Here is a 23125-nt window from a genome sequence, read left to right as displayed (position 1 = left end):
TCCCAGTTCGGCCGGGTATCCCGGCGTGATTCCCGGCCCAACTGGGACCTCGAGCGCTGTCCCGGGTCAGCCGGCGGCGTGACGGTCGAGGAAGGCGTAGACCTCGCCGTCGTCGACACCGGGGAAGTTGCCGCGCGGCAGCGGCGAGAACATCTGCATGTGCACGCGAGCGCTCGGCCAGGCCTTGCCCTCCCATCGCGACGTCAGATCGGGATCGGGCCGCCGGCAGCACGACTCATCGGGGCACGTGGATGTCGCCCGCTTCTGCGTCTCGCGTCCGCGGAACCAGCGGGCGTCATCGAACGGTACGCCGACGGTGATCGAGAATTCGCCCTCAGCGGTGGTCCCGGTCTGGCTCGAGCACCAGAAGGTTCCGCCCGGGGTGTCGGTGTACTGGTAGTGCTCGACGGTGCGGTTCTGCTCCTCGAACGCCGACCGCGCCGAGAAGGCCCGGCACACGACCTGGCCCTCGACGCTGCCGGTGACGTCCATCGGCAGCGGCAGGCCGTCGTTCTCGTAGACCCGCGTGATCGCGCCCGCCCCGTCGACGCGCAGGAAGTGCAACGGGATGCCCAGGTGCGTGGTCATGAGGTTCGTCATCCGCATCCCGGCCGCCTCGTGCGTCACCCCGAACGCGTCGCGGAAGTCCTCGACAGCCAGGTTGCGGTCCTTCTTCGCCTGCGACAGGAACGCGACCGAGGCCGTCTCGGGCATGAGGCAGCACGCGGCGTAGTAGTTGATCTCGAGGCGCTGCTGCAGGAAATCGGCGTAGTCGTTCGGGGGAGTGTGTCCCAGCAGGCGATGGGCCATCGCCTGCAGTGCCATCGACCGCAGGCCATGGCCGCCCGGGATCGACGCGGGGGGAAGGTAGATGCGCCCGTTCTCGAGGTCGGTGACCGAGCGTGCCGAGTGCGGGAGGTCGGCGACGTAGAGCAGCTCGAACCCCAGCTGCTCGGCCATGATGCTCACGGTGCGATGCGTCAGCGCGCCCGAGGTGTGTCCGGCCGCCTTCAGCTGCTTCTCGGCGAGGCGCTCGATGTCGGGGAGGTAGTTCGCGACTTCGCGCATCCGTAGGCGCAGCTCGGTGTTGGCACGCCGAGCCTCTTCGGGCGTCGCGATCGCCTCGCGCTCGCGGCGCTGCAGTTCGCGATGCAGCCCGAGGATCGACTCCAGTGTCTCGTCGCTCATCGTCTTGCCCGCGCGTACCGGTGCGATCCCGAGCCTGCGGAAGACGGGACTGGCCTGTGCGCGCTCGAGCTCGAGTTCGAGGGCCGCGCGCCGGTTCGGCGGTTCGGGCGAGAGGAGATCGGCGACATCGGTGTCGGTCGCCGAGGCGATCGACTGCAGCAACGAGAGCTTGGGCTCGCGCCGTCCGTTCTCGATGAGGCTCAGCTGGCTGCCGGCGACGCCGACCTGCGCGCCGAGCTCGTCGAGCGTCAGCCCGCGGGCGACTCGGTGGTGACGGATGCGGTGGCCGAGGGTCGCGAGTTCGATTCCGGATGCAGCCATTCTTTGATCATAGGGAAAGATTCGGGTTTCTTGAAGGCACCGATCTCTGTAAGACGGGGTATTCGTGCGTTGGAATCGTCAGGTATCACCGATCTCGCCGCCGATGTAGGAGACCGACATGGCCATCGCCGACCTCTTCACCCGTCCCGCCTCAACCGGTACGTCCGCCGCGGCCAGCGCGCAGCGCCGCCCCCGCACCGATCTGGGCGCCCGGCCCGCGACGGCATCCGGACCGCTCGCGGATCTCGTCGCCTGGGTCGACGAGATCGCCGCGCTCACGCGGCCCGATCGGGTGCACTGGGTCGACGGCTCGGCCGCCGAGAACGACGCGCTGCTGCGCGAAATGGTCGACGAGGGCAAGCTCATCAAGCTCAATCCCGAGTGGCGGCCCGGGTCGTACCTCGCCCGATCGCACCCGAGCGACGTCGCTCGCACCGAGGCGCGGACCTTCATCGCGTCCGAGCGCGAGGAGGACGCCGGCCCCACCAACAACTGGGTGGCCCCCGACGACATCCGGGCGACCATCACCCCCCTGTTCGCCGGATCGATGCGCGGACGCACCATGTACGTCGTGCCGTTCTCGATGGGAGCGGTCGGCGGCCCGCTGTCGCACATCGGGGTACAGGTCACCGACAGCGCCTACGCGGTGGCGTCGATCGGCATCATGACCCGCGTCGGCTCGGCCGTGCTCGACGAGATCGCCGGCGGCAAGCCCTGGGTCAAGACCGTGCACTCGGTCGGCGCGCCGCTGGCGGCGGGTGAGACGGATGTCGCGTGGCCGTGCAACGACGAGAAGTACATCGTCCACTTCCCCGACACTCTCGAGGTGTGGTCGTTCGGGTCGGGCTACGGCGGCAATGCGATCCTCGCGAAGAAGTGCTTCGCGCTGCGCATCGCATCGGTGATCGGTCGTGACGAGGGCTGGCTCGCGGAGCACATGCTGCTCATCCGGGTCATCGATCCGGCAGGCAAGGCCTACCACGTGGCGGCCGCGTTCCCCTCCGCCTGCGGCAAGACGAATCTGGCGATGCTGCGTCCCACCATCCCCGGGTGGCGGGTCGAGACGCTCGGCGACGACATCGCGTGGCTGCGTCCGGGGTCCGACGGCCGGCTGTGGGCGATCAACCCCGAGGCCGGCTTCTTCGGCGTCGCACCGGGAACGGGCGAGTCGACGAACGTCACGGCGGTCGAGACGCTGTGGGGCAACACGATCTTCACGAACGTGGCGCTGCGCCCCGACGGCGACGTCTGGTGGGAAGGGCTCACCGATGAGGCGCCCGCCGAGCTGATCGACTGGGAGGGCAAGCCCTGGACCCCCGACTCGGGCCGGCCGGCCGCGCACCCCAACTCGCGCTTCACGGTGAGCGCCGCCCAGTGCCCGCAGATCGCGTCGGATTGGGATGCCGCCGAGGGCGTGCCTCTCGACGCCATCCTGTTCGGCGGGCGGCGGGCGACCAACGTCCCCCTCGTCGTGGAGGCCACGGACTGGACGCACGGCGTCTTCATGGGCTCGAACATCTCGTCGGAGCGCACGGCGGCGGCCGAGGGGACGCTCGGCGAGCTGCGCCGCGACCCCTTCGCCATGCTGCCGTTCTGCGGATACAACATGGGCGACTACTTCGCCCACTGGCTGAAGGTCGGGCAGAAGCTGCGGTTCGACCGGGCGCCGCGGGTGTTCCAGGTGAACTGGTTCCGCAAGGGCGCGGACGGGCGCTTCCTGTGGCCCGGCTTCGGTGACAACTCGCGGGTCATCGACTGGATCGTCCGCCGCCTGAACGGTGAGGTCGACGCCGTCGACAGCCCGATCGGCCGTCTGCCGCGCACCGATGACCTCAACCTCGACGGCATCGAGGTGTCCCAGCGTGATCTCGACGAGCTGTTCGCGGTCGACACGGAGTCGTGGCTGCGGGAGGCCGACCTCACCGAGGAGTTCTACGACACCTTCGGCGACCGGCTGCCCGCGGCACTGCGCTCCGAGCTCGAGGCCCTGCGCTACCGCCTCGGCCACCGCGCCTGACGCCGCCCCGCCGCCCCGCGCCGGCCGCGAGGACGCACCGTCGCCGCGAGAACGCACCGCAGAGGGTGCGCGCTCGTGGCGATGGTGCGTTCTCGGCGAGAAGGCGTGGGCCTCAGACGAGCAGCTGGTGCTTCGCGAGATCGCGATACAGCGGCACCGTGGCGACGAGCTCGGAGTGCGTGCCCTGGCCGACGACCCGGCCATGGTCGAGCACCACGATGACGTCGCTGTCGACGACCGTCGAGAGCCGGTGCGCGATGACCACGAGGGTGCGTCCCGTCGCGACCGCGTCGATGGCCTCGCGCATCCGCTGCTCGTTGAGTCCGTCGAGCGACGACGTCGACTCGTCCAGCAGGAGGACCGGGGGAGCCGCCAGCAGCGCGCGCGCGATCGCGAGACGTTGACGCTCTCCGCCCGAGAGCATGACACCCGCTTCGCCGACCGGAGCCTCGAGCCCCAGCTCGCTGCGCTCGAGCACGTCGCCGAGGTTGACCGCGCGCAGAACACGTTCGCATTCCGCGTCGGTGGCCTCGGGGGCGGCCAGCCGCAGATTGTCGGCGATCGTGCCCGCGAGGGTGGGGGCGTCCTGCTCGACGTAACCGAGCTGTGCGCGCAGTTCGGCGCGGGGGATCGACCGGATGTCGGTGCCCCCGACCAGCACCGCTCCGCCGGTGACGTCGTAGAACCGTTCGATCAGGGCGAGGGTCGTCGACTTGCCCGCACCCGAGGGGCCGACGAGGGCCACGCGCGCGCCGCGGGGAACGCGGAAGCTGACGCCCCGGAGCACCTCGCCCTCACCGGCGGCGACAGCCCCGGTTGCCGGGACGGAGACCGCTTCGGCATCCGCGTCGCTCTCCGAAGCACCGGCTCCCTCGGTCACCGCGGTGACCGCGGAGGTGTCGACGCGCGCGTCGGCGAGCGTGCGCAGCGCTTCGTCCGACGCGGTGCGCCGAGCCGCGACGACGGCCTCGGGGTAGTGGAAGTGCACGTCTCGGAACTCGATCGCGACGTCGCTGTCGCCCGAGGCGGTGACGGCGGCCGCGGCATCCGGGTCGGCCGAGTCCTCCGTGGGCAGATCGAGCACTTCCTGGATGCGGCCGAGCGCGCCGAGCGCCTGGTTGACCGAGGTGATCGCCCCGAGGAACGACGCCAGCGGCTGCACGAGGAAGAACAGGAACATCACGAACGTCACGAGGCTCGCGATCGAGATGGCGCCCGAGGCCACGCGGTATCCGCCGACGCCGAGCACGACGAGCAGCGACAGCTGAAGCGCGATGCCCGCGACGGGCACGACGAGAGCCGATGCCTTCGCGACCCGCACCCCCGCGTCGTACGCCTGGCGAGCGGAACCCGTGACGGCTGCTTCCTCGCGCTCGGTCGCTCCAGCGGCACGGATGGTGCGGATCGAGCCGATCGCCCGTTCGACGCCCGAGGCCAGTTCGCCGACGCGCTCCTGCTGTTCGCGTGTGGCACGGCGGATGCGGGTGCTCAGGCCCACGACGACGGCGACGGAGGCTCCGATCACGATGACGATGAGCAGCAGGAGCAAGGGGTCGATGAAGAGCATCGCGACGATCGCGCCGACGAAGATCAACGCGTTGCCGACGGAGTCGGCGAGGCCCTGGGTGAGCACGGCGTAGAGCAGGGTCGTGTCGGTGCCCACCCGCGAGACGAGGTCGCCGGTGCGCCGGGCGTCGAACTCGGAGATCGGCAGCCGCAGCAGCCGCGCGATGAGACGGCGGCGGCTGGAGAACACCACCGCCGTGCCGGTGCGCTGGAGCAGATAGTGCTGGAAGGCGCCGATGGCGGATGAGACGACGACGAGGATCACGAGTGCCCACACGAGGATGCCGAGCGCGTCGCCCGCCTGCACACGCTCGATGACCTGCCCGACGACGAGCGGCTGGCCCAGCGTGGCGACAGCCTCGACGACGCTCAGCACGGCGACCGCGACGAGCACTCCTTTGTGCTCGAACAGGTAGGGGAGCAGCTGCGAGAGCCGGGCTCGGGGCCCCTCATCGGTGCGGCGGCGTCCGCCGCGCATGCGGCTGCGGGTGTCGGACATGCGGTCCCCTCGGTTCGGCGAAGCTGTCACCTTCGACCGTACTTTCTTTCGCCCGAGGTGGTTGTCTGCTCACGGCATCGATGGCAGAGTGCCCGGATGCGTTCGACCACGAAACGTCAGGCGGCGCCGCTTGCGGCGGCCGCGTTCCTCGTGTTCTCCCTCGCCGGCTGCACCGGTCCGGTCGTAGACGGCGAGGTGGCAGAGCCGTCGGCATCCGTCGGTTCCACGCCATCGCCCACACCGACATCCGATGCACGCACCGACGAGGAGCAGCTGCCGCTGCCGGTCGATGAGATCGCGGACTGGGCCGAGACGGCCGTGCCGCGTTCCTCGGACACGACCGGCATGGGCACGTTGTCGGGGTGGCTCAGTCAGCACACCTCCGCGCACCAGACATCGCAGTTCTCGTCGCTGCCCGCCGGCACCTACCAGGCGCAGGTCGCGTGCCGCGGCGCCGGCACGATCACGGTGACGGCGGGCCCGGTCGACGGAGCCTCGCCGAGCGAGCCCGTGACGTGCGAGAACAGCACGATCGCCTTCGACGTCACCATCGACCAGCCCGGCATGAGCGTCACGATGGACCTTGCCGGCGACCCCACCATCTACGCGCTCACGTTCGAGCGGATGGCCTAGACGCTCAGCGCTCGACGAGCACGCCGTCGGCGTCGGCCCAGAGGCGCCGGCCGGGTGTGAAGACGACGCCCCCGACCGTGACCGGCACATCGACCTCGCCGATGCCCGCCTTGCCGCTCTTACGCGGGTTCGAGCCGAGCGCCTTGACACCGAGGTCGAGCGACGCGATCGCCGCACGGTCGCGGATCGCGCCGTTCACGACGATGCCCGCCCACCCGTTCTCGACGGCGGATGCGGCGATCAGATCGCCGACGAGAGCCGATTCGAGCGACCCTCCGCCGTCGACGACGAGCACCGCGCCGTCGCCCGGCGTCGCCAGCACCTGTTTCACGAGTGCGTTGTCGCGATGGCAGCGCACGGTGCGGATCGGGCCCTCGAAGGCTCTCCGGCCGCCGAGGTCGAGGAGCTGGACGCCGAGCGAGTCGAGCTCGTCGCCGCGTTCGTCATAGAGATCAGCGGTGGCGGTCGTCATGTCGACAGGGTAGCGGCGACCGCCGAGCGCGGCCCCTCAGGCGCCGGTGGCGACGGGCCGATCGGGATGCTGCGACCACTGACTCCACGAGCCGGGGTAGAGGACGGGCCGGTACCCCGCGAGGCTCAGGGCGATGGCCTCGTGCGCGGCGCTGACCCCCGAGCCGCAGTAGACGCCGACCGTCGAGCCGGGCTCCGCGCCGAGCGCGGCGAATCGTGCCCGCAGCTCGTCGATGCTGCGGAACCGCCCCGACTCGTCGTTGTTCTGCGTCGTCGGCGCGGACACCGCGCCCGGGATATGACCAGCGCGCGGGTCCATCGGCTCGACCTCGCCGCGGAACCGTTCGCCGGCGCGGGCGTCGAGCAGCAGGCCGGCGCGGGCATGGTCGAGGACGTCGTCCATGCCCAGGACCGGCAGTGCGCCCGGCGACACGACCGCGGTGCCCGGACGCACGGCTGGCGCGTCGCCCTCCTCGAGGTCGAATCCCGCGTCGATCCAGGCGGCCAGGGCGCCGTCGAGCACCCGGACGTCGGCGATGCCGGCATCCCGCAGCACCCACCACGCTCGGCCGCTCGCGAGGTTGGCGACGTCGTCGTAGACCACGACGGTGTCGCCGTCGTCGATTCCCCAGTCGCGCACGGCGGCCTGCACCGTCTCGCGGGAGGGAAGCGGATGCCGCCCGGCAGCCGGGTCGCCGTGCTCGGCGAGCTGCGTGTCGAGGTCGGCGTAGCGCGCGCCGGGGATGTGGCCGGCGCGGAACGCGGGGCGTCCGTCGGGGCGGTCGAGCCACCAACGGACGTCGAGGATGCGCACGGGGCCGCCATCGGAGTAGCGGCCCGCCGCGATGGCGGTGCGGAGTTCAGCGGCAGTGGTGAGGATGCGATCCATGCGTGCGATTCTCGCGCACCGCGGCTCCGGTCGCTGTCCGACCGCATCGCTAGTGTTGTCGCGTGCCAGAATCCGTCATCTCCGCCCGTGGGCTGCGCAAGACTTACGCCGTCAAGGGCAAGCCCGACTTCGTCGCCGTCGACGACCTCTCGTTCGAGGTGGCGCCCGGCGAGTCCTTCGGGCTGCTCGGCCCGAACGGCGCGGGCAAGTCGACCACGATGAAGATGATCGGCGCGGTCTCGACGCGCAGCGGCGGCGACCTGCAGATCCTGGGGCTCGACCCCGATCGCTACGGTCCCGAGATCCGGTCGCGGCTCGGTGTCGTACCGCAGCAAGACAACCTCGACGGTGAGCTCAACGCGCGCGAGAACCTCTACATCTACGGGCGCTACTTCGGTCTTCCCGGCAAGGTCTGTCACGAGAAGGCCGATGAGCTGCTCGCGTTCGCGCAGCTGGAGGACAAGGCCAAGAACAAGGTCGACCAGCTCTCGGGCGGCATGAAGCGACGCCTCACGATCGCCCGCGGTCTCATCAACGACCCGCGCATCCTGCTGCTCGACGAGCCGACCACGGGTCTCGACCCGCAGGCGCGCCACGTGCTGTGGGACCGGCTGTTCCGGCTGAAGGAACGCGGCACGACCCTCGTGCTCACCACGCACTACATGGACGAGGCCGAGCAGCTGTGCGACCGGCTCATCGTCGTCGACAAGGGGCGGATCATGGCCGAAGGCACTCCCGCCTCCCTGATCCGCGAGCACTCGAGCCGCGAGGTGCTCGAGGTGCGCTTCGGCTCCGATCGCAACGAGTCCGCGGCGGTCCAGCTGCGCGGCATCGGCGACCGTGTCGAGGTGCTGCCCGACCGTATCCTCGTCTACGCGCACGACGGCGAGGCCGCTCTCGAGCGGGTGTCGGCAGCCGGCCTCACGCCGCTCACGAGCCTCGTGCGCCGGTCGAGCCTCGAGGACGTCTTCTTGCGCCTGACCGGACGGTCGCTGATCGAATGAGCACGCGAACCGCACATCCCACCCTCGACGAGTTGCGTGCCGAAGCCCTCGCCGGCGGGCGCAGGCCCCGCCGTTACGGCACCTGGTACGTCGCCGAGCACATGGTCCGCGCGATGCGCGCCTATGGCTGGACCATCGTCGTCGGCGCCGTCGGGCAGCCGATCATGTACCTGCTCGGGCTCGCCGTCGGACTCGCTGCCCTCATCACGGTGCCGATCTCCTCCCACGGGCAGGAGGTCGGCTACCTCCCGTTCGTCGCCCCGGCTCTGCTGGTAACCGCGGCGATCGCGGTGGCATCCGAAGAGATGACCTACCCGGTGATGGCGGGGTTCAAATGGCGCCGCTACTTCTACGGCTTCAACGCCTCGGCGCTGTCGAGCCCGCAGATCGCGAACGGCGTCATCATCGGGGCGACGGCGCGGATGATCGTCGCCGTCGGCGCCTACTACCTGTTCATCTGGCTGCTGCCGTTCGGCGCCGTGCCGAACCCCGCGACGGGCTGGCTGTCGATTCTCGCCGGCGTCGCGGCGGGCGTCGCCTTCGGCATCCCCCTCATGGCGTACGCCGGGTCGATCCAAGACGACAAGGGTCAGTTCGCTCTCGTTCAGCGGTTCATCTTCATGCCGATGTTCCTCTTCTCGGGCACCTTCTACCCGGTCGAGACCTTACCGATCGGCCTGCAGTGGATCGCCTGGATCTCGCCCCTGTGGCACGGCGCCGAGCTCGGGCGCGCGGCGACCTATGGGGCCGACATCGGGGCCGGGATGATCGCCGTGCACGTGCTCTACCTCCTCGCGCTCGCCGCCGTCGGCTACCTCTGGGGCCGGCGGGTCTTCACCGAGAGGCTCGCGAAATGAGCGCCCTGATCGCGCGAGAGACGTCGCCGGCCGGGCGCCGCGGCGGTGTGCGCGCGCTTTGGGCGGGCAACCCCGGTGCGGTCGTGCAGCGCGGTCTCATCGCGGCTCGGTCGTCGAGCTGGATCGTGGTGCTGTCGGGCTTCTTCGAGCCCGTGTTCTACCTCGCTTCCCTCGGGATCGGGCTCGGCGCTCTCATCGGCGACGTCGAGACTTCGTCGGGCGCCGAGGTTCCGTACGCCGCGTACATCGCCCCCGCGCTGCTCGCGGTTTCGGCGATGAACGGCGCCGTGTACGACTCGACGTGGAACGTCTTCTTCAAGCTGAACTACGGCAAGCTCTACGAGGGCATGCTGTCGACGTCGCTCGGGCCGCTCGACGTCGCGCTCGGCGAGATCCTCTACGCGCTGCTCCGCGGTCTCGTCTACGCGACCGGCTTCATGATCATCATGCAGGTGCTGGGGCTCAACCTCGCGTGGACCGCCGTGCTCGCTCTCCCGGCGGTGCTGCTCATCGCGTTCGGGTTCGCGAGCATCGGGATGGCCGTCACGAGCTACATGAAGACCTTCCAGCACATGGACTGGATCAACTTCGTGCTGCTGCCCATGTTCCTCTTCTCGGCGACCTTCTACCCGATCACGGTGTACCCCGAGTGGGTGCAGGTGATCGTGCAGGCGCTGCCGCTCTGGCACGGCGTCGAGCTGATCCGAGGATTGACGACCGGAATCCTCTCCGCCGGGATGCTGTGGCACGTGCTCTACTTCGTCGTGATGATCGGGCTCGGTCTGGTCTTCACCACGAAACGACTGCGAGCCCTCTTCCTCGACTGACGCCGAGACTCACCGCGCGGCAGCCTGCGCCTCCTCGCGGCGCCTCGATATCCAGGCCAGGACGTCCGGGGTGACGTAGTCGACGTGGCCCGCCTTCGGCCGGATGTCGGCCTCGAGGACCGCGAACGCCCACGCGCGCGCGACCGCCCACCGGGCGTCGTCGATGGGGGCCGATCGCGCGACATACGCGTCGTGCAGCGCGCGCCCGAAGCGAGGCAGCAAATCGGGAGCCAGCGCGCTGCCCGGGGATGCCGGGGTGCTCGTGAGGCGGCCGATGAACTCGACGAGCGAGTGGGTCCTCGCGAGATCGAGCAGCGCGGGGCCACGGCGGGCGTTCGCCCAATCGATGACGCCGGAGACCTCGCTGTCGCGCACGATCACGTTGAACGGATGCAGGTCGAGGTGCAGCATGCTCTGTCGCGTGCCCTCGAAGGTCGCGTGCACGCTCGCTCGCGCCGCTGCCGTGGGCGGCATCGCCCAGGCCGCCGACCACGAAGGCAACGCCGAGACGTCGAGGTGCGCCGCGTGCAGGCGAGCCAGAACATCGCCGCACGCCGCTCCCCAGTGCTCAGCCTCGTCGGGAGCGCGTGCGAGGCGTCCTGCGAGCGTCTCGCCGTCGCAGAATGCCACGATCGTGAGACGCCCGTCTCGTTGTCGCTCGTCATGCAGGACCGCGGGAACCGTCAGGCCGCCCTCAGAGGCCAGGCGCAGCGCCGTCGTTCCCACTGACCTCTCGTCGTCCGAGCCGCCCGGAGCCGACGGCGCCCACCGCGCGACCGCGTCGGGGATGCCGTCGCGGGTATGCACATGCCAGACACGGTCACCGCTGGAGCCGGCTTCCATCGGGGTGATGAGCGCCTCCGCGGGACGAGTGACGACCCCCAGGGCGTCGACGATCCGTTCGACGATCCCGGGCGGAAGCGATGATGCGGTGGCCACCCGGCCACGCTATCCCGGCGCTGGTCCGTGACGCGACGAGGCTACGACTCGATGACCTCGCGCGCTTTCCGGATGCGCCGCGGATTCACCGGATGCGTCGCGAGCACGACCTTGCCGCGCGAATGCAGCTTCTGGAGGTCGTCGTATGCCTCCGCGACGTCCGCGAGCGGGTAGAAGCCCGACACGAGCGGCGAGACGACCCGCTTCTCGGCGAGCTCGACAACCTTCCGCAGCTGAGTCGTGCCGTGGGCGACGGCGTCGGGGCTGTCGGAGAGCAAGGCGACCTCACGGTCGCGCCGATCGGCACTCGAGCGGAACTTCCCTGCGGGCACCCCCAGAGCCTCGGCCACCTCGCGCCCGTCCTGCCCGAAGTTGTCGATGAACGCCGTCACTCCCCCGGGCGCGAGAGCGCGGATGCGCTCGACGATCCCTTCGCCGTAGCGCACCGGCTTGACGCCGAGCTGGCGCAGGTAGTCGAAGTTGCGCTCGCCGCAGGTGCCGATGACCCGGGCGCCGCGGTGCAGCGCGATCTGCGCCTCGATACTGCCGACCCCGCCTGCGGCCGCTGAGATGACGACGGTGTCGCCGGAGTCGATCTTGAGCTCGTCGAGGATGTCGAGCGCGGTGGTGCCCGCCAGATACAGCCCGCCAGCGATCTCGAAGGTCACGCCGCGCGGCTTGCGGACCAGCCGGTCCACCCCGACCGTGAGGTGACTCGCATGCGCCCCCGATCGCACGTGGCCGACGACATCGGTGCCGACGGCGAACCCGCTGGTACCGGTGCCCGCCGCGATCACGGTGCCCGCGAAGCAGCTGCCCGAGCGGCGAGGAAAGGGATCGTCCCATTCCTTCTCGGCGCCCGATCGCACGAAGCCGTCGATGTGGTTGAGGCCCATCGTGATGATCTCGACCGTCACCTCTCCGGCCTCGGGCGCGGAAAGCGGACGTTTCACGAGACGCAGAACCTCGGGCCCGCCGGCCTGCTCGTACTCGACGACCGACGCCTCGGCGACCTTCTTCATGACGGGCTCCTCACCTGAATGTGAGTCAGACAGTAGACCGCGCGTGATGAGGTGGGGAGACCTTGACAACGACGGATGCCGCGAGCCCGAAGGCCCGCGGCATCCGTTCGTTCGCCGTGGCGATCAGCGGGTGGCCGCCGCCTCGCCGATGTTGGTGTCGTACTCGGAGTCCTTGGTCTCCTTCGACAGCCACAGCGCGATGAAGGTGAGCACCGCCGACGCCGTGAGGTAGACGCCGACGAGCCAGGTCGAGCCGCCCGCGAGCGCCCACAGGGTCGTCGCGATGCTGGGCGCGACGGCCGCACCGAGGATCGACGCCACGTTGTACGAGATGGCCGAGCCGGTGTAGCGCACGTTGGTCGGGAACAGCTCGGGCAGCAGCGCGCCCATCGGGCCGAAGGTCGCGCCCATGAGCATGAACCCGAGCACGAGGAATGCCTGCACGAGGGCTCCGGTGAACTTCGGGTCGAGCTGCGGCGCGAGGAAGACCGCGAACAGCAGGCCGAAAACCGCGATGACCCCGGTGACCCACAGCAGCAGCTTGCGCCGGCCGATGGAGTCGGCCACGGGGCCCGACAGCAGGGTGAAGATGCCGAAGAAGATCACGCCGACGATCTGCATGATGACGAAGTCGGTGAACCCGAACCCGAGGCCGGGGACGTAGGCCGCCGCGTCGAAGGCCGCCCCCGATGCCTCGGCGGTCGCCTGCGCGGTCTCGAGGGTCGGCTTGGTGCCGTACGCGAGGGTGAAGCTCGTCATCAGGTAGAAGAGCACGTAGGTGGCGAGCATGATGAACGTGCCGAGGATGAGCGCCCGCCAGTGCCCGCGGACGACGGACCCGAGCGGGAACTTGCGGATGGCACCGGTCTTCTCCGCCTTGGCGAACGTCTCGCTCTCGACGAGCTTGAGACGCACCCACAGGCCGACGATGACCATGACGGCCGAGAACAGGAACGGCACGCGCCAGCCCCAGGCGAGGAACTCCTCGGATCGCTGGGCCGGGCCGTCGGGGTGCGGCAGCGCGAAGTAGATCACGAGGAAGACCGAGTTGGCGATGATGAAGCCGATCGGGGCGCCCAGCTGGGGGAAGGTGCCGTACCAGGCGCGCTTGCCCTTCGGTGCGTTCTCGGTCGCGACGAGGGCGGCTCCCGACCACTCGCCGCCGAGGGCGAAGCCCTGAGCGAGACGCAGCACGAGGAGCAGCAGCGCCGCCCACCAGCCGATGTCGTTGAAGGTGGGGAGGCATCCGATGAGGATCGTTGCGATACCCATCGTCAGGAGCGACGCGACGAGGGTGGCCTTACGGCCGAACTTGTCGCCGAAGTGGCCGAAGACGACGGCACCGATGGGTCGGGCGACCATCGCGGCGCCGAAGACCGCGAACGAGGCGAGGAGCGACGCGGTGTCGTCATCGCTCGGGAAGAAGAGGATCGGGAAGACCAGGACGGCCGCGGTCGCGTAGACGTAGAAGTCGTAGAACTCGATCGTGGTGCCGACGAGGCTGGCGGTGATGACGCGGGAACGGGGGTTCGCGGGCGCGGCGGGGGCCGCGGTGGCGGATGACATGTGCGGTGTGATGCCTGTCTGGGAGAACGGGTGAGCGCCCTCGTGGGAGCGTGCCGGTGGGCGGACGTCCGAGGCGGGGTGGTGCGGCGGACGTTCGACGCGGGGATCACCGGCGGCGTCGACGGTGTCGGCGACGCACGATCGTCCATTCTACGGCGGATGCCGCGACCCGGCGTCCGAGTCGCGGCATCCGCGTGCGTGGTGGGCCGGGGCCCGCGTCGTCAGCGCCAGAGCACCGCGATCGCGACGTTGGCCACCGTGCCGATTCCGATCAGCCAGAAGATGGCCGCCGGAACCGCCTGGGTGCGCTTCTGGCGGGCCGAGCCGATGCCCAGCAGTGCACCGATCACGAGCAGGATGACGAGCTTGACGGCGATCTTCGTGTAGTTGAACTCGTGGTCGGTGCCCCACGGTGCTGCCAGGGCGAGCCCGGCGACACCGGCGACGAGGAGGCCGTAGCTCATGACCCGCGTGATGCGGCGGGCGCCGAGGGCTTCGACGAGCCAGGCGCCGAAGAGCGTGGCGAAACCGATGAGGTGGACGACGAGGACGATTCCGCGGAGCATTTCCATACCCTCAGCCTACCTGAAGGTACGGGGTTCCGACACGGTGTCAGCCGCGAAGCGAGCGCAGCGTCAGCGCCGTGCGCAGTGCGGCATCCGCCGCCTCAGCGCCCTTGTCCTCCTTCGAGCCGGGCAGACCCGCCCGGTCGATGCCCTGCTGCTCGTCGTCGAGGGTGAGCACGCCGAAACCGACCGGCTTGCCCGTGTCGATCGCGACGCGCGTCAGCCCGTCGGTGGCCGCCGACGACACGAAGTCGAAGTGCGGCGTTCCGCCGCGGATGATGACGCCCAGGGCGACGACCGCATCGGCGCCTGCGTCGAGCGCCGCCTTCGCCACGACCGGCAGCTCGAACGAGCCCGGCACGCGCACCAGACGCCAGGCTGCGCCCGACTCCTCGAGCACGCGCTCGGCGCCGGCGATCAGTCCGTCCGTGATGACGTCGTGCCACTCTCCGGCGACGACGACGACCTTCAGGTTGGTCGCGTCGATCTGCTGACGTTCGGGGGCGCCGTGTCCGCTCATGCGATGTTCTCCGGGTTCTGTCGGGGGTCGGTGGTCTCGTCGGCCCCGCCGGTGGAGGCGGCTGCGACGGTGCCGCGCGCAAGCGCCGCGCTCAGCTCGGCGTCGTCGATGATGTGGCCCATACGGTCGCGCTTCGTGGCGAGGTACTGGTGGTTGTTCGCGCCCACGCCGACGAGGAGCGGCACCTGCTCGGCGATGTCGAGCCCGAGCGCGCGCAGCTGCGAAACCTTGTCGGAGTTGTTCGTCAGCAGGCGGATGCTGCCCACGCCGAGATCGGCGAGGATGCCGGCCGCTGCCGCGTAGTCGCGGGCGTCGGCGGGCAGGCCGAGCGCGAGGTTCGCGTCGAGCGTGTCGAGCCCGCGCTCTTGCAGCTGGTACGCCCGGAGCTTGTTGATCAGGCCGATGCCGCGACCCTCGTGGCCGCGCATGTAGATGACGATCCCGCCGTCGCGGTCGATCGCGTCGAGGGCGGCATCCAGCTGCGGACCGCATTCGCACTTGAGCGACCCGAACGCCTCGCCCGTCAAGCACTCCGAGTGGACGCGCACGAGGGGGGCGGTATCGGTGAGATCGCCCGAGACGACGGCGATGTGGTCGGTCCCGGTGACGCGGTCCTTATAGGCGAGGAAGCGGAACGCACCGTGCGAGGTCGGCACCTGCGCCTCCGCACGCAGGCTCACGCGGCGGCGGTTGGCCGCGGCGCCGCCGGCGGGGCGTGGATCCGTCTCCTCGAGGTGGGCGATGAGCTGCTCGATCGTGATGACGGGGATGCCGTCGCGCTCGCCGAGCTCGAGCAGTCCCGGCATCCGCATCATCGAGCCGTCGTCGGCGACGATCTCGGCGATCGCGCCGACCGGCTCGAGACCGGCGAGCTGCATGAGCTCGACGGCGGCCTCGGTGTGACCGCTGCGCTCGCGGACGCCCCCCTCGACGGCGCGCAGGGGCAGGATGTGCCCCGGACGGATGACGCTGCCGGGCGTGGAGGCGGGGTCGGCGAGCACCGTGAGGGTGCGGGCGCGGTCGGCGGCGCTGATCCCGGTCGTCACGCCCTCGGCCGCGTCGACCGAGACGGTGTAAGCGGTGCCGCGGGCGTCCTCGTTCGTCTCGACCATCGGGGGGAGGTCGAGACGGTCGGCCCACTCGGCGGGCATGGGAGCGCAGATGAACCCGCTCGAGTGGCGGACCGTCCACGCGATCCACTCGGGAGTGGCGAGAGCGGCCGACAGGATGACGTCGCCTTCGTTCTCACGGTTCTCATCGTCGGCGACGATGATCGGCTTTCCGGCCCGCAGCGCGTCGAGCGCCTCGGAGAGGGGAGAAAGGCTCATCGGGAGCCTCCTTCGTTCGAGAGGGTGGTGAATGCCAGCAACCGCTGGACGTGTCGGGCGAGGATGTCGGTCTCGAGGTTGACCGCGTCGCCGGCGACACGGTCGCCGAGCGTCGTCGCGGCGAGGGTCGCGGGGATGAGCGAGACCTCGAGCCAGGCCTGCGGTGCGGTCGCCGTGCTCACATCGCTCACCGTCAGCGAGACGCCGTCGACCGTGATCGAGCCCTTATCGACGACGAGCGGTGCCAGGTCGGCAGGCACCGAGATGCGCAGCACGCGCCACTGCTCACCGGGACGCACCTCCAGCACGCGGCCGAGGCCGTCGACGTGCCCCTGGACGATGTGCCCGCCCAGACGGGTGTGTGCCGCGAGGGCGCGCTCCAGGTTCACGGCGCGGCCCGGTTCGATGCCCGTCAGGCTCGACACGTCGAGCGTCTGGCGCATCACGTCGGCCGTGAACCAATCGTCGCCCTGGTCGACCACCGTGAGGCAGACGCCGCTGACGGCGATCGAGTCGCCGTGCCGGGCATCCGACACCGCCTTCGGCGCGCGCACGGTGATCCGGACGCCGTCGCCCGACGGCTCGACGGCGACGACCTCGCCGATCTCTTCGATGATTCCGGTGAACATCAGGCGTCTCCTTCGGAGGGGGATGTCGGGGGCACGGGGGAGGCGACGATCAGCAGGTCGTCGCCGAGGGGCTCGACCGAGCTCACCCGCAGGCGTCGCTGGTCCGCGATCGTCTCGACGCCGAGCGAACGCAGTGCGGGACGGTCGTCGCCGGCCGATCCGGAGCCGATGAGGGTCGGCGCGATGTATGCGAGGATGTCGTCCGCGAGCCCGGCCCGCACGAACGCGCTCGCGATGGTCGGGCCGCCCTCGACGAAGACGCGCTGCACGCCGAGTTCCCGCAATTGCGTCATCAGCGAGGGCCCGTCGGGGCTCTCGCCGCCCAGGTTCTCGCCGTCGCGGTGAAGCAGCGGCATCGGATGACGGCGCACCAGGGCGTCGTCGGGCACGGACCGCTGACCGAGCACGACGGGCATCGGCTGCCGGTCGTAGAGGGTGCCGTCGGGACGCCGAGCGGTCAGGGCGGGATCGTCGGAGAGGAGGGTACCCGTTCCCACCACGATGGCGTCCGCCTCGCTGCGGCGGCGATGGACGTCTGCTCGTGCGACCGGGCCGGTGATCCATTGGCTCGTGCCATCAGGGGCCGCCGCGCGTCCGTCGAGCGACTGCGCCCACTTCACGGTGACGTGCGGTCGGCCGAGGCGCTGCACGGTGAGCCAGTCGTGGATGAGCGCGTGACCGTCGTCGCCCAGCACTCCGCCCTCGATATCGACGCCGGCATCCCGCAGACGCCGGGCTCCACCGGCCGACGCGTCGCCCGGGTCGGAGACGGAGTAGACCACGCGCGCCACGCCGGCCTCGATGAGGGCGAGCGCGCACGGGCCCGTGCGGCCGGTGTGGTTGCAGGGCTCGAGACTCACAACGGCAGTCGCGCCACGCGCCGCGCCCGCGGGCAGCTGCGACAGCGCATCCACCTCGGCGTGCGGCGTGCCGGCGCCGCGGTGCCAGCCCTCGGCGAGCACGGAGCCGTCGGCGGCGAGCAGCACGGCGCCGACCTGGGGGTTCAGTCCGCGCGGACCGTTGCCGGCGAGCTCGAAAGCGCGACGCATCGCGGCGATCTCGCGGTCGGTGGTGCCCGGCATCCTTCGTCCTTCGGTCAGTCTCCGGGGACGCGGGCGGGCGCGCGCAGCGCGAACGCTGCCGTGCTTCCTCTCATCCGGACTAGCGACTCGCGTCGCATCACCGTCGGTCCCGGAATTCCACCGGATCAACCTCTCGGCCCGAGGGCCTCGAGGGTCGCGGACTCTCACCGCCGGTTCGGATTCTCACCGACCCCGGAGCACGTTCAATACTCCGATCGTACTCAACGCGCGGGCGTCCGCGGCATTCCCGACTTCCGCCGTCACTTGAGCAGGCGTGAGAGCCGGCGATCGGCGAGCAGCTTGCCCCCGGTCTGACACGTCGGGCAGTATTCGAGACTGTTGTCGGCGAAGAAGACGCTGCGCACCTCATCGCCGCAGACGGGGCACGCCTCGCCGCGGCGGCCGTGCACCCGCATCCCTCGGCGCTTGGCGTCTTTCAGATCGGCGGGCGGCTTGCCGGATGCCGCGGCAACCGCCTCGGCGAGCGTCGCGCTGAGCGCTGCGTAGAGGCGGTCGACCTCGGCGTCGTCGAGGTTTGCGGCGAGGGCGTACGGCGACATCTTCGCGGCATGCAGGATCTCATCGGAATACGCGTTGCCGATGCCGGCGACGATCGATTGATCGCGCAGCACGCCCTTGATCTGCGTGCGACGTCCGGTCAGCAGACCCGCGAGCGTGTCGCGGTCGAAGGAGGCATCGAGCGGGTCGGGCCCCAGCCGCGCGATGCCGGGCACCTCGGCCGGATCGCGGACGACGTAGACCGCGAGCGACTTCTTCGTACCGGCCTCGGTCAGATCGAACCCCGAGTCGTCGTCGAAGCCGATGCGGAGCGCGATCGGGGTCTTGCCCGGGCGGATGACGGTCGACGGCAGCGCGTCGTACCAGCGCAGCCATCCGGCCTTGGCGAGATGGAACACGAGGTGCGTGCCGCCGTCGGTGGCCAGGTCGACGAACTTGCCGTGGCGGGACGCCGAGGTCACCGTCGCGCCCTCGAGCGACTCGATCGGCGGATCGTAGGTCTTCAGCGCAGAGATCGCACTGACCCGGGCTTTCGTGATGCGGCGCCCGGCGAGGCGGCCGCCGAGGTAGTCGACGAGTCCCTGCACTTCCGGCATCTCGGGCATGGCGTCATCCTGGCACGCATCACCCCCATCGAGCACCGGGTTGCACGCCTGGTTCGGCGCGGTTCAGGCCGCGCGGGTCGATCCGCGAGGGTCAGTCGGCGAGGGTCAGTCGGCGAGGATCGGCCAGGGTTGCGGCTCACGGTCGTCCGTCGGCAGGAGGCCGGCGATCCAGCCGTCGTGGTGGGCATCGCTGTGCGAGAGCCCCTGGCGCAGCATCCCCTCGTATCGGAAGCCCAGAGTGCGCGCCGCGCGTGCTGAGGCGATGTTGCCGACGATCGCCCGCCACTCGATGCGCGCGAGCGCCAGTGGCTCGGCGAACCCGAAGTCGATGACCGCCCGCGCCGCCTCGCTCAGGTATGCGTGCCCGCGCGCCGGTGCGCTCATCCAGAACCCGATCTCCGCCGCGCCTCCCGGGCTCACCCGGTGCAGGCCGATCATGCCGATCCACTCGCCGTCACGACGGATACCCCAGGTGAGCTCGGACTGCTCGTCCCACCAGGCCGCCGCCTTCGCGACGAACTCCTCGGCATGCGCGCGGGTGTACGGCGACGGCACCGTCGTCCAGCGCGGGACCTCGGGGTCCTGGGCGGCAGCGGTGATCGCCTCGGCATCATCGAGAGTAGGGATCGACAGCTCGAGCCGCGCCGTGCGGAGGGTCACCGGTTCCATGCCCCGACCCTACCGAGGTCCGGCGCGTGGTCCGGTTCCGCGGCCCCACACCTCGGTTCGGTGCCGCGAACAGGTTCAGCTTCGTGTTCCCGCGTCGAACGGCTCGGTGCGCCGCGTCCATCCTGCTGGCGGCACGTCCGTCGGCTGTGCGGGTGGGGCGGGTCTGCTCGCCGGTCTTTCGTGCGTCGATGGGGCGATGGGGCGATGGGGGAGTGGACCGCGCTAGCTGTGCCGCGAACAGGCTCACGGCATCATCGCGCGCGCCACCGCGCGCGGCGGCCCGCGTGAGCCTGTCGGCGGCACCGACACCGCGACTCCCCCACAAGCGGCGGATGAGCTGATCTGCTCACAATCTGCTACTGCTCCGGCCGCTGACGTGACCGCAAGCGGCACCGTCTCCGCATGGACCTTCGCGCCTCCTCAGCCTGGCCCGCCGCCGACGTCATGGATCTGCGTTGCTGGTCGACATCCGAGCTGCGCGCCGACGGAATGCGCAAACGCGACATTGCGGATGCCGTTGCCACGGGCCGGCTCGTGAGGCCCCGGAGGGGCTCGTATCTCGTCGCCGATGCGCCACGGTCCGTCGTGACCGCCGTGTCGCTCGGTGGTCGGCTGACCTGCGTCAGCCTCCTGCGTCTGCTCGGGGTGTTCGTCCTCGAGCCTGGACAACCGCACGTTCAGCTCCCGCCGACGGCATCCCGCTTACCGCTCCGAACGGCGGGGACGGACGCGAAGCCGGTCCTGCACTGGACACCGCCCGCCGCACCGCGGCCCCGTTGGTTCGCGTGCTCGAGCATCATCGACGCCTTGGCGCGCGCGGTGATGTGTCAGCCGCCCCGAGCGGCCGTCGCGACGCTCGACAGCGCGCTTCAGCTCGGGCTCCTCCATGCCGCCGATCTCGACGCGGTCTTCGCGGCGCTACCGCTCCGGTACCGTTCCCTCCGGCGCCTGATCGACGGACGGGCCGAGTCCGGGCCGGAGACGCTCATGCGGCTCCTTCTGCGCGGCGTCGCGAAGACTGTCGAACTGCAGGTGCGCATACCTGGAGTGGGGCGAGTCGATCTGCTCGTCGACGGCTGGCTGATCGTGGAATGCGACAGCGATGCGCATCATTCCGGACTCGACGCGCGGCGACGAGACAGCACGCGCGATCTCGCGGCGGCAGCCCTCGGTTACCTGACGCTGCGACCGATGGCGGCGGACATCATGTGGCGTCCCGACCGGGTGCTCGAAGCCGTGCGGGGACTTCTCGGTCGCGGCGCGCCGCGGGCGCGCGTGCGCTGACTCCGGACGGGCGGGCCTCGTCGCGCGGCTTGTCGCGCGTGCCGTGCGCAGGCTGAGGGGGGTCGCGGCGGGTCGTGTGGGTGTGTGGGGAGTGATGAGCCTGTTGACGGGACGGGGATGAGTCGAGGATTGGTCCCCGGCCCCTCCCGCCCCGGCCGGTGTCGACGGATGTGGTCGTGGTCGTGGTGTGGGCTGGTGGACGGGGGCGGTGCCTGCTGTTTCGCGTGCCGTGAGCAGGCTCAGGTACGTCGCGGCGGGTCCTGTGGGTGTGCGCGGGGTACTAAGCCTGTCGACGGAACGGGGATGAGCCGAAGGGATGCTCGGTCCGCGTCGCCCGGCTTCGGTAACCCGGATCTGCACGGGGGATGGGGGCTGAGGTCCCACCCCGGGCCGGTATCGACGCTGATATCGCCGTGTTTCTGGTCCGGGCGTGGCCGGACGCGGCTCGGCCGCCTGCGCCCGCTGTTCCGCGTGCCGCGTTCAGGCTGAGAGGCGCCGCGGCGGGACGTGCGGGCGTCAACGGGGTGCTGAGCCTGTCGACGGAACACAGACGAGATCGAGACTGAGGATGCGGGCCTCAGGCTGAGGGATTCTGCGAGATGTAGACCGCCATCGCGGCCAGGTTCGACAACGGAGCCATCGCGCCGTTGGCCGGCGCGTCGAAGACCATCGCTTCGACACCCGCCTCGGCATACGACGCGACCCAGGCCGCCGCCGACGGAAGCGGCACCGCGAGCAGTCGCGACGCCTCATCCTCGGGCAGGCCGAACCCGAGGGCGGCTTCGTGCGCCCGGTCGGCCGTCGAGAACGCGAAGATGACGGCACCTTCGTCGGACCGCAGCGCGAAGGGGGTGGGCTCGTCGTCGGAACCGCGGGCGATGAAGAGCCAGCGGTCGAGCGCGAAGGCGGCGCGCCAGAGCCGCTCCTGAACTGCGGCGTCGGTCGGCGATGCCTTCGATGCGGCGGCGGCCTCGTCGAGCGCTGCGATCAGTTCGGGTGCGGGCTCGGCCGGCACCTCCGCCAACGGCTCCGCGGACGCTGATGCCGACTCCGCGGGAACAGCAGCCCCGGCCCCGGTCGATTCGTTGTCAGACACGTCGCAGCAGTCCCAGCTTGTCGTAGACGTCGCCGAGCGTACGGTCGGCGACCTCGTCGGCACGGGCGGCGTTCGATGCGAGCACCCGGTCGAGCTCGGCGGGGTCGTCGAGCAGCTCGAGCGCGCGCTCGCGCACCGGTCCGAACTCGGACACGACCACCTCGGCGAGGCCCTTCTTGAAGTCGCCGTAGCCGCGGCCGGCGTACTCGTCCTCGATGGCGGGGATCTGACGGCCGGTGAGCGCCGCGTAGATCACGAGCAGGTTCGACACCCCGGGCTTGTTCTCGCGGTCGTATCGCACCGACCCCTCCGAGTCGGTCACGGCCCGCATGACCTTCTTCGCCGACACCTTCGGGTCGTCGAGGAGCCACAGCACACCGGCATCCGATTCTGCCGACTTCGACATCTTCGCGGTCGGGTTCTGCAGGTCGTAGATGCGGGCGGTGTCCTGCTGGATGACGGGCATCGGCACGCGGAAGGTCTCGCCGAAGCGCGAGTTGAAGCGCTCCGCAAGGGTCCGCGTCAGCTCGACGTGCTGCTTCTGATCGTCACCGACCGGCACGATGTCGGTCTGGTAGAGCAGGATGTCGGCGGCCATGAGCACCGGGTAGGTGAACAGCCCCACGTTGGTGGCGTCAGCGCCGTAGCGCTGCGACTTGTCCTTGAACTGCGTCATCCGGCCGGCTTCGCCGAAGCCGGTGATGGTCGAGAGCACCCACGCGAGCTCGGCGTGAGCGCGGACGTGCGACTGCACGTACAGCGTCGACCGAGACGGCTCGATGCCCGCCGCGATGTACTGGGCTGCGGTACGCCGGGTCTTCGCCCGCAGTTCGGCCGGATCGTTCGGCTGGGTCAGGGCGTGCAGGTCGACGACCGAGAAGAATGCGTCGTAGGTGTCCTGCAGGTCGCGCCACTGCATGAGAGCCCCGATGTAGTTGCCGATCTGGAGCGAATCGGCGGACGGCTGCATTCCGGAGTACAGGCGGGGCTTGGTCACCAGAGAAGTCTACGGGCGTCACCCCGCGCTT

At 70.3% G+C, this 23125-nt stretch carries 22 protein-coding genes and 1 riboswitch; of the genes, 6 read left to right on the top strand and 16 right to left on the bottom strand.

What is annotated here, in order from left to right:
* Positions 1-66: 66 nt before the first annotated feature.
* Positions 67-1509 (bottom strand): XRE family transcriptional regulator, encoded by a 1443-nt coding sequence (locus ACU6RU_RS11400; RefSeq protein WP_289330084.1) that lies wholly within the window; start codon positions 1507-1509, stop codon positions 67-69.
* 118 nt (positions 1510-1627) lie between these two features.
* Here ACU6RU_RS11400 and ACU6RU_RS11395 point away from each other — a divergent pair, with 118 nt between their 5' ends.
* Positions 1628-3526, top strand: a complete 1899-nt coding sequence (locus ACU6RU_RS11395; RefSeq protein WP_446726579.1) for a phosphoenolpyruvate carboxykinase (GTP) — start codon at positions 1628-1630, stop codon at positions 3524-3526.
* Between the two features lie 112 nt (positions 3527-3638).
* Here ACU6RU_RS11395 and ACU6RU_RS11390 read toward each other — a convergent pair whose 3' ends face one another.
* Positions 3639-5591, bottom strand: coding sequence for an ABC transporter transmembrane domain-containing protein (locus ACU6RU_RS11390; RefSeq protein WP_446726578.1), 1953 nt, complete (start codon positions 5589-5591; stop codon positions 3639-3641).
* Between the two features lie 96 nt (positions 5592-5687).
* On the opposite strand from ACU6RU_RS11390, the gene ACU6RU_RS11385 reads away from it, so the two are divergent.
* Positions 5688-6224, top strand: a complete 537-nt coding sequence (locus ACU6RU_RS11385; RefSeq protein ID WP_120264633.1) for a hypothetical protein — start codon at positions 5688-5690, stop codon at positions 6222-6224.
* A gap of 4 nt (positions 6225-6228) precedes the next feature.
* On the opposite strand, the gene rraA is transcribed toward ACU6RU_RS11385, so the two are convergent.
* On the bottom strand, positions 6229-6696 hold the full coding sequence (gene rraA / locus ACU6RU_RS11380; RefSeq protein WP_120264634.1) for a ribonuclease E activity regulator RraA: 468 nt from the start codon (positions 6694-6696) through the stop codon (positions 6229-6231).
* A 36-nt stretch (positions 6697-6732) separates the two neighbouring features.
* Positions 6733-7584 (bottom strand): sulfurtransferase, encoded by an 852-nt coding sequence (locus ACU6RU_RS11375; protein ID WP_446726577.1) that lies wholly within the window; start codon positions 7582-7584, stop codon positions 6733-6735.
* Positions 7585-7646: 62 nt separating this feature from the next.
* Between ACU6RU_RS11375 and ACU6RU_RS11370 the strand changes: the two genes are divergently transcribed.
* From ACU6RU_RS11370 to ACU6RU_RS11360, 3 genes are read left to right on the top strand one after another with little or no spacing between them, the layout of a single operon-like run.
* Entirely contained in the window at positions 7647-8588 is a 942-nt protein-coding gene (locus ACU6RU_RS11370) for an ABC transporter ATP-binding protein (RefSeq protein ID WP_114599154.1), read from the top strand.
* On the top strand, positions 8585-9445 hold the full coding sequence (locus ACU6RU_RS11365; protein ID WP_120264637.1) for an ABC transporter permease: 861 nt from the start codon (positions 8585-8587) through the stop codon (positions 9443-9445). Before ACU6RU_RS11370 ends, ACU6RU_RS11365 begins: the two co-directional genes overlap by 4 nt.
* The gene (locus ACU6RU_RS11360; protein WP_446726576.1) at positions 9442-10272 is read left to right on the top strand and encodes an ABC transporter permease; all 831 of its coding nucleotides are present in this window, start codon (positions 9442-9444) and stop codon (positions 10270-10272) included. Before ACU6RU_RS11365 ends, ACU6RU_RS11360 begins: the two co-directional genes overlap by 4 nt.
* 9 nt (positions 10273-10281) lie before the next feature.
* Here ACU6RU_RS11360 and ACU6RU_RS11355 read toward each other — a convergent pair whose 3' ends face one another.
* From ACU6RU_RS11355 to ACU6RU_RS11310, 10 genes are all read right to left on the bottom strand, one after another.
* Positions 10282-11211 carry a phosphotransferase gene (locus ACU6RU_RS11355; protein ID WP_120264639.1) on the bottom strand — a complete coding sequence of 310 codons (930 nt, stop codon included), beginning with the start codon at positions 11209-11211 and terminating at the stop codon, positions 10282-10284.
* Positions 11212-11252: 41 nt separating this feature from the next.
* Entirely contained in the window at positions 11253-12233 is a 981-nt protein-coding gene (locus ACU6RU_RS11350) for an NADP-dependent oxidoreductase (protein WP_120264640.1), read from the bottom strand.
* 123 nt (positions 12234-12356) lie between these two features.
* Positions 12357-13799, bottom strand: coding sequence for an MFS transporter (locus ACU6RU_RS11345; RefSeq protein WP_120264641.1), 1443 nt, complete (start codon positions 13797-13799; stop codon positions 12357-12359).
* A gap of 221 nt (positions 13800-14020) precedes the next feature.
* The gene (locus tag ACU6RU_RS11340) at positions 14021-14371 is read right to left on the bottom strand and encodes a Fe-S protein (RefSeq protein WP_094260210.1); all 351 of its coding nucleotides are present in this window, start codon (positions 14369-14371) and stop codon (positions 14021-14023) included.
* A gap of 40 nt (positions 14372-14411) precedes the next feature.
* Positions 14412-14885, bottom strand: a complete 474-nt coding sequence (ribH, locus tag ACU6RU_RS11335; RefSeq protein WP_446726575.1) for a 6,7-dimethyl-8-ribityllumazine synthase — start codon at positions 14883-14885, stop codon at positions 14412-14414.
* A complete protein-coding gene (ribA, locus tag ACU6RU_RS11330) occupies positions 14882-16213 on the bottom strand; it encodes a GTP cyclohydrolase II (RefSeq protein ID WP_446726574.1) in 1332 nt (443 codons plus the stop codon). Before ribA ends, ribH begins: the two co-directional genes overlap by 4 nt.
* Positions 16210-16842, bottom strand: coding sequence for a riboflavin synthase (locus ACU6RU_RS11325; RefSeq protein ID WP_446726573.1), 633 nt, complete (start codon positions 16840-16842; stop codon positions 16210-16212). The genes ribA and ACU6RU_RS11325 overlap by 4 nt, the downstream gene beginning before the upstream one ends.
* Entirely contained in the window at positions 16842-17924 is a 1083-nt protein-coding gene (ribD, locus tag ACU6RU_RS11320; protein WP_446726572.1) for a bifunctional diaminohydroxyphosphoribosylaminopyrimidine deaminase/5-amino-6-(5-phosphoribosylamino)uracil reductase RibD, read from the bottom strand. Before ribD ends, ACU6RU_RS11325 begins: the two co-directional genes overlap by 1 nt.
* Positions 17925-17981: 57 nt before the next feature.
* A riboswitch (FMN riboswitch) is annotated at positions 17982-18128 on the bottom strand.
* Positions 18129-18184: 56 nt separating this feature from the next.
* The gene (locus ACU6RU_RS11315; protein ID WP_289330072.1) at positions 18185-19048 is read right to left on the bottom strand and encodes an Fpg/Nei family DNA glycosylase; all 864 of its coding nucleotides are present in this window, start codon (positions 19046-19048) and stop codon (positions 18185-18187) included.
* Between the two features lie 105 nt (positions 19049-19153).
* Positions 19154-19717 (bottom strand): GNAT family N-acetyltransferase, encoded by a 564-nt coding sequence (locus ACU6RU_RS11310; RefSeq protein WP_446726571.1) that lies wholly within the window; start codon positions 19715-19717, stop codon positions 19154-19156.
* Between the two features lie 402 nt (positions 19718-20119).
* Here ACU6RU_RS11310 and ACU6RU_RS11305 point away from each other — a divergent pair, with 402 nt between their 5' ends.
* The gene (locus ACU6RU_RS11305) at positions 20120-21001 is read left to right on the top strand and encodes an endonuclease domain-containing protein (protein ID WP_446726570.1); all 882 of its coding nucleotides are present in this window, start codon (positions 20120-20122) and stop codon (positions 20999-21001) included.
* A gap of 577 nt (positions 21002-21578) precedes the next feature.
* Here ACU6RU_RS11305 and ACU6RU_RS11300 read toward each other — a convergent pair.
* Together ACU6RU_RS11300 and trpS are read right to left on the bottom strand one after the other, a co-directional pair.
* Complete coding sequence (locus ACU6RU_RS11300) at positions 21579-22097, bottom strand: hypothetical protein (protein ID WP_259455367.1); 519 nt, start codon at positions 22095-22097, stop codon at positions 21579-21581.
* The gene (gene trpS / locus ACU6RU_RS11295; RefSeq protein WP_446726569.1) at positions 22090-23094 is read right to left on the bottom strand and encodes a tryptophan--tRNA ligase; all 1005 of its coding nucleotides are present in this window, start codon (positions 23092-23094) and stop codon (positions 22090-22092) included. Before trpS ends, ACU6RU_RS11300 begins: the two co-directional genes overlap by 8 nt.
* Positions 23095-23125: the final 31 nt, after the last annotated feature.

The sequence above is a fragment of the Microbacterium sp. F1-18 genome (assembly GCF_052921305.1).
Note: the sequence above shows the minus strand (reverse complement) of the source record. Positions and strands in the feature narration are given on the sequence as shown.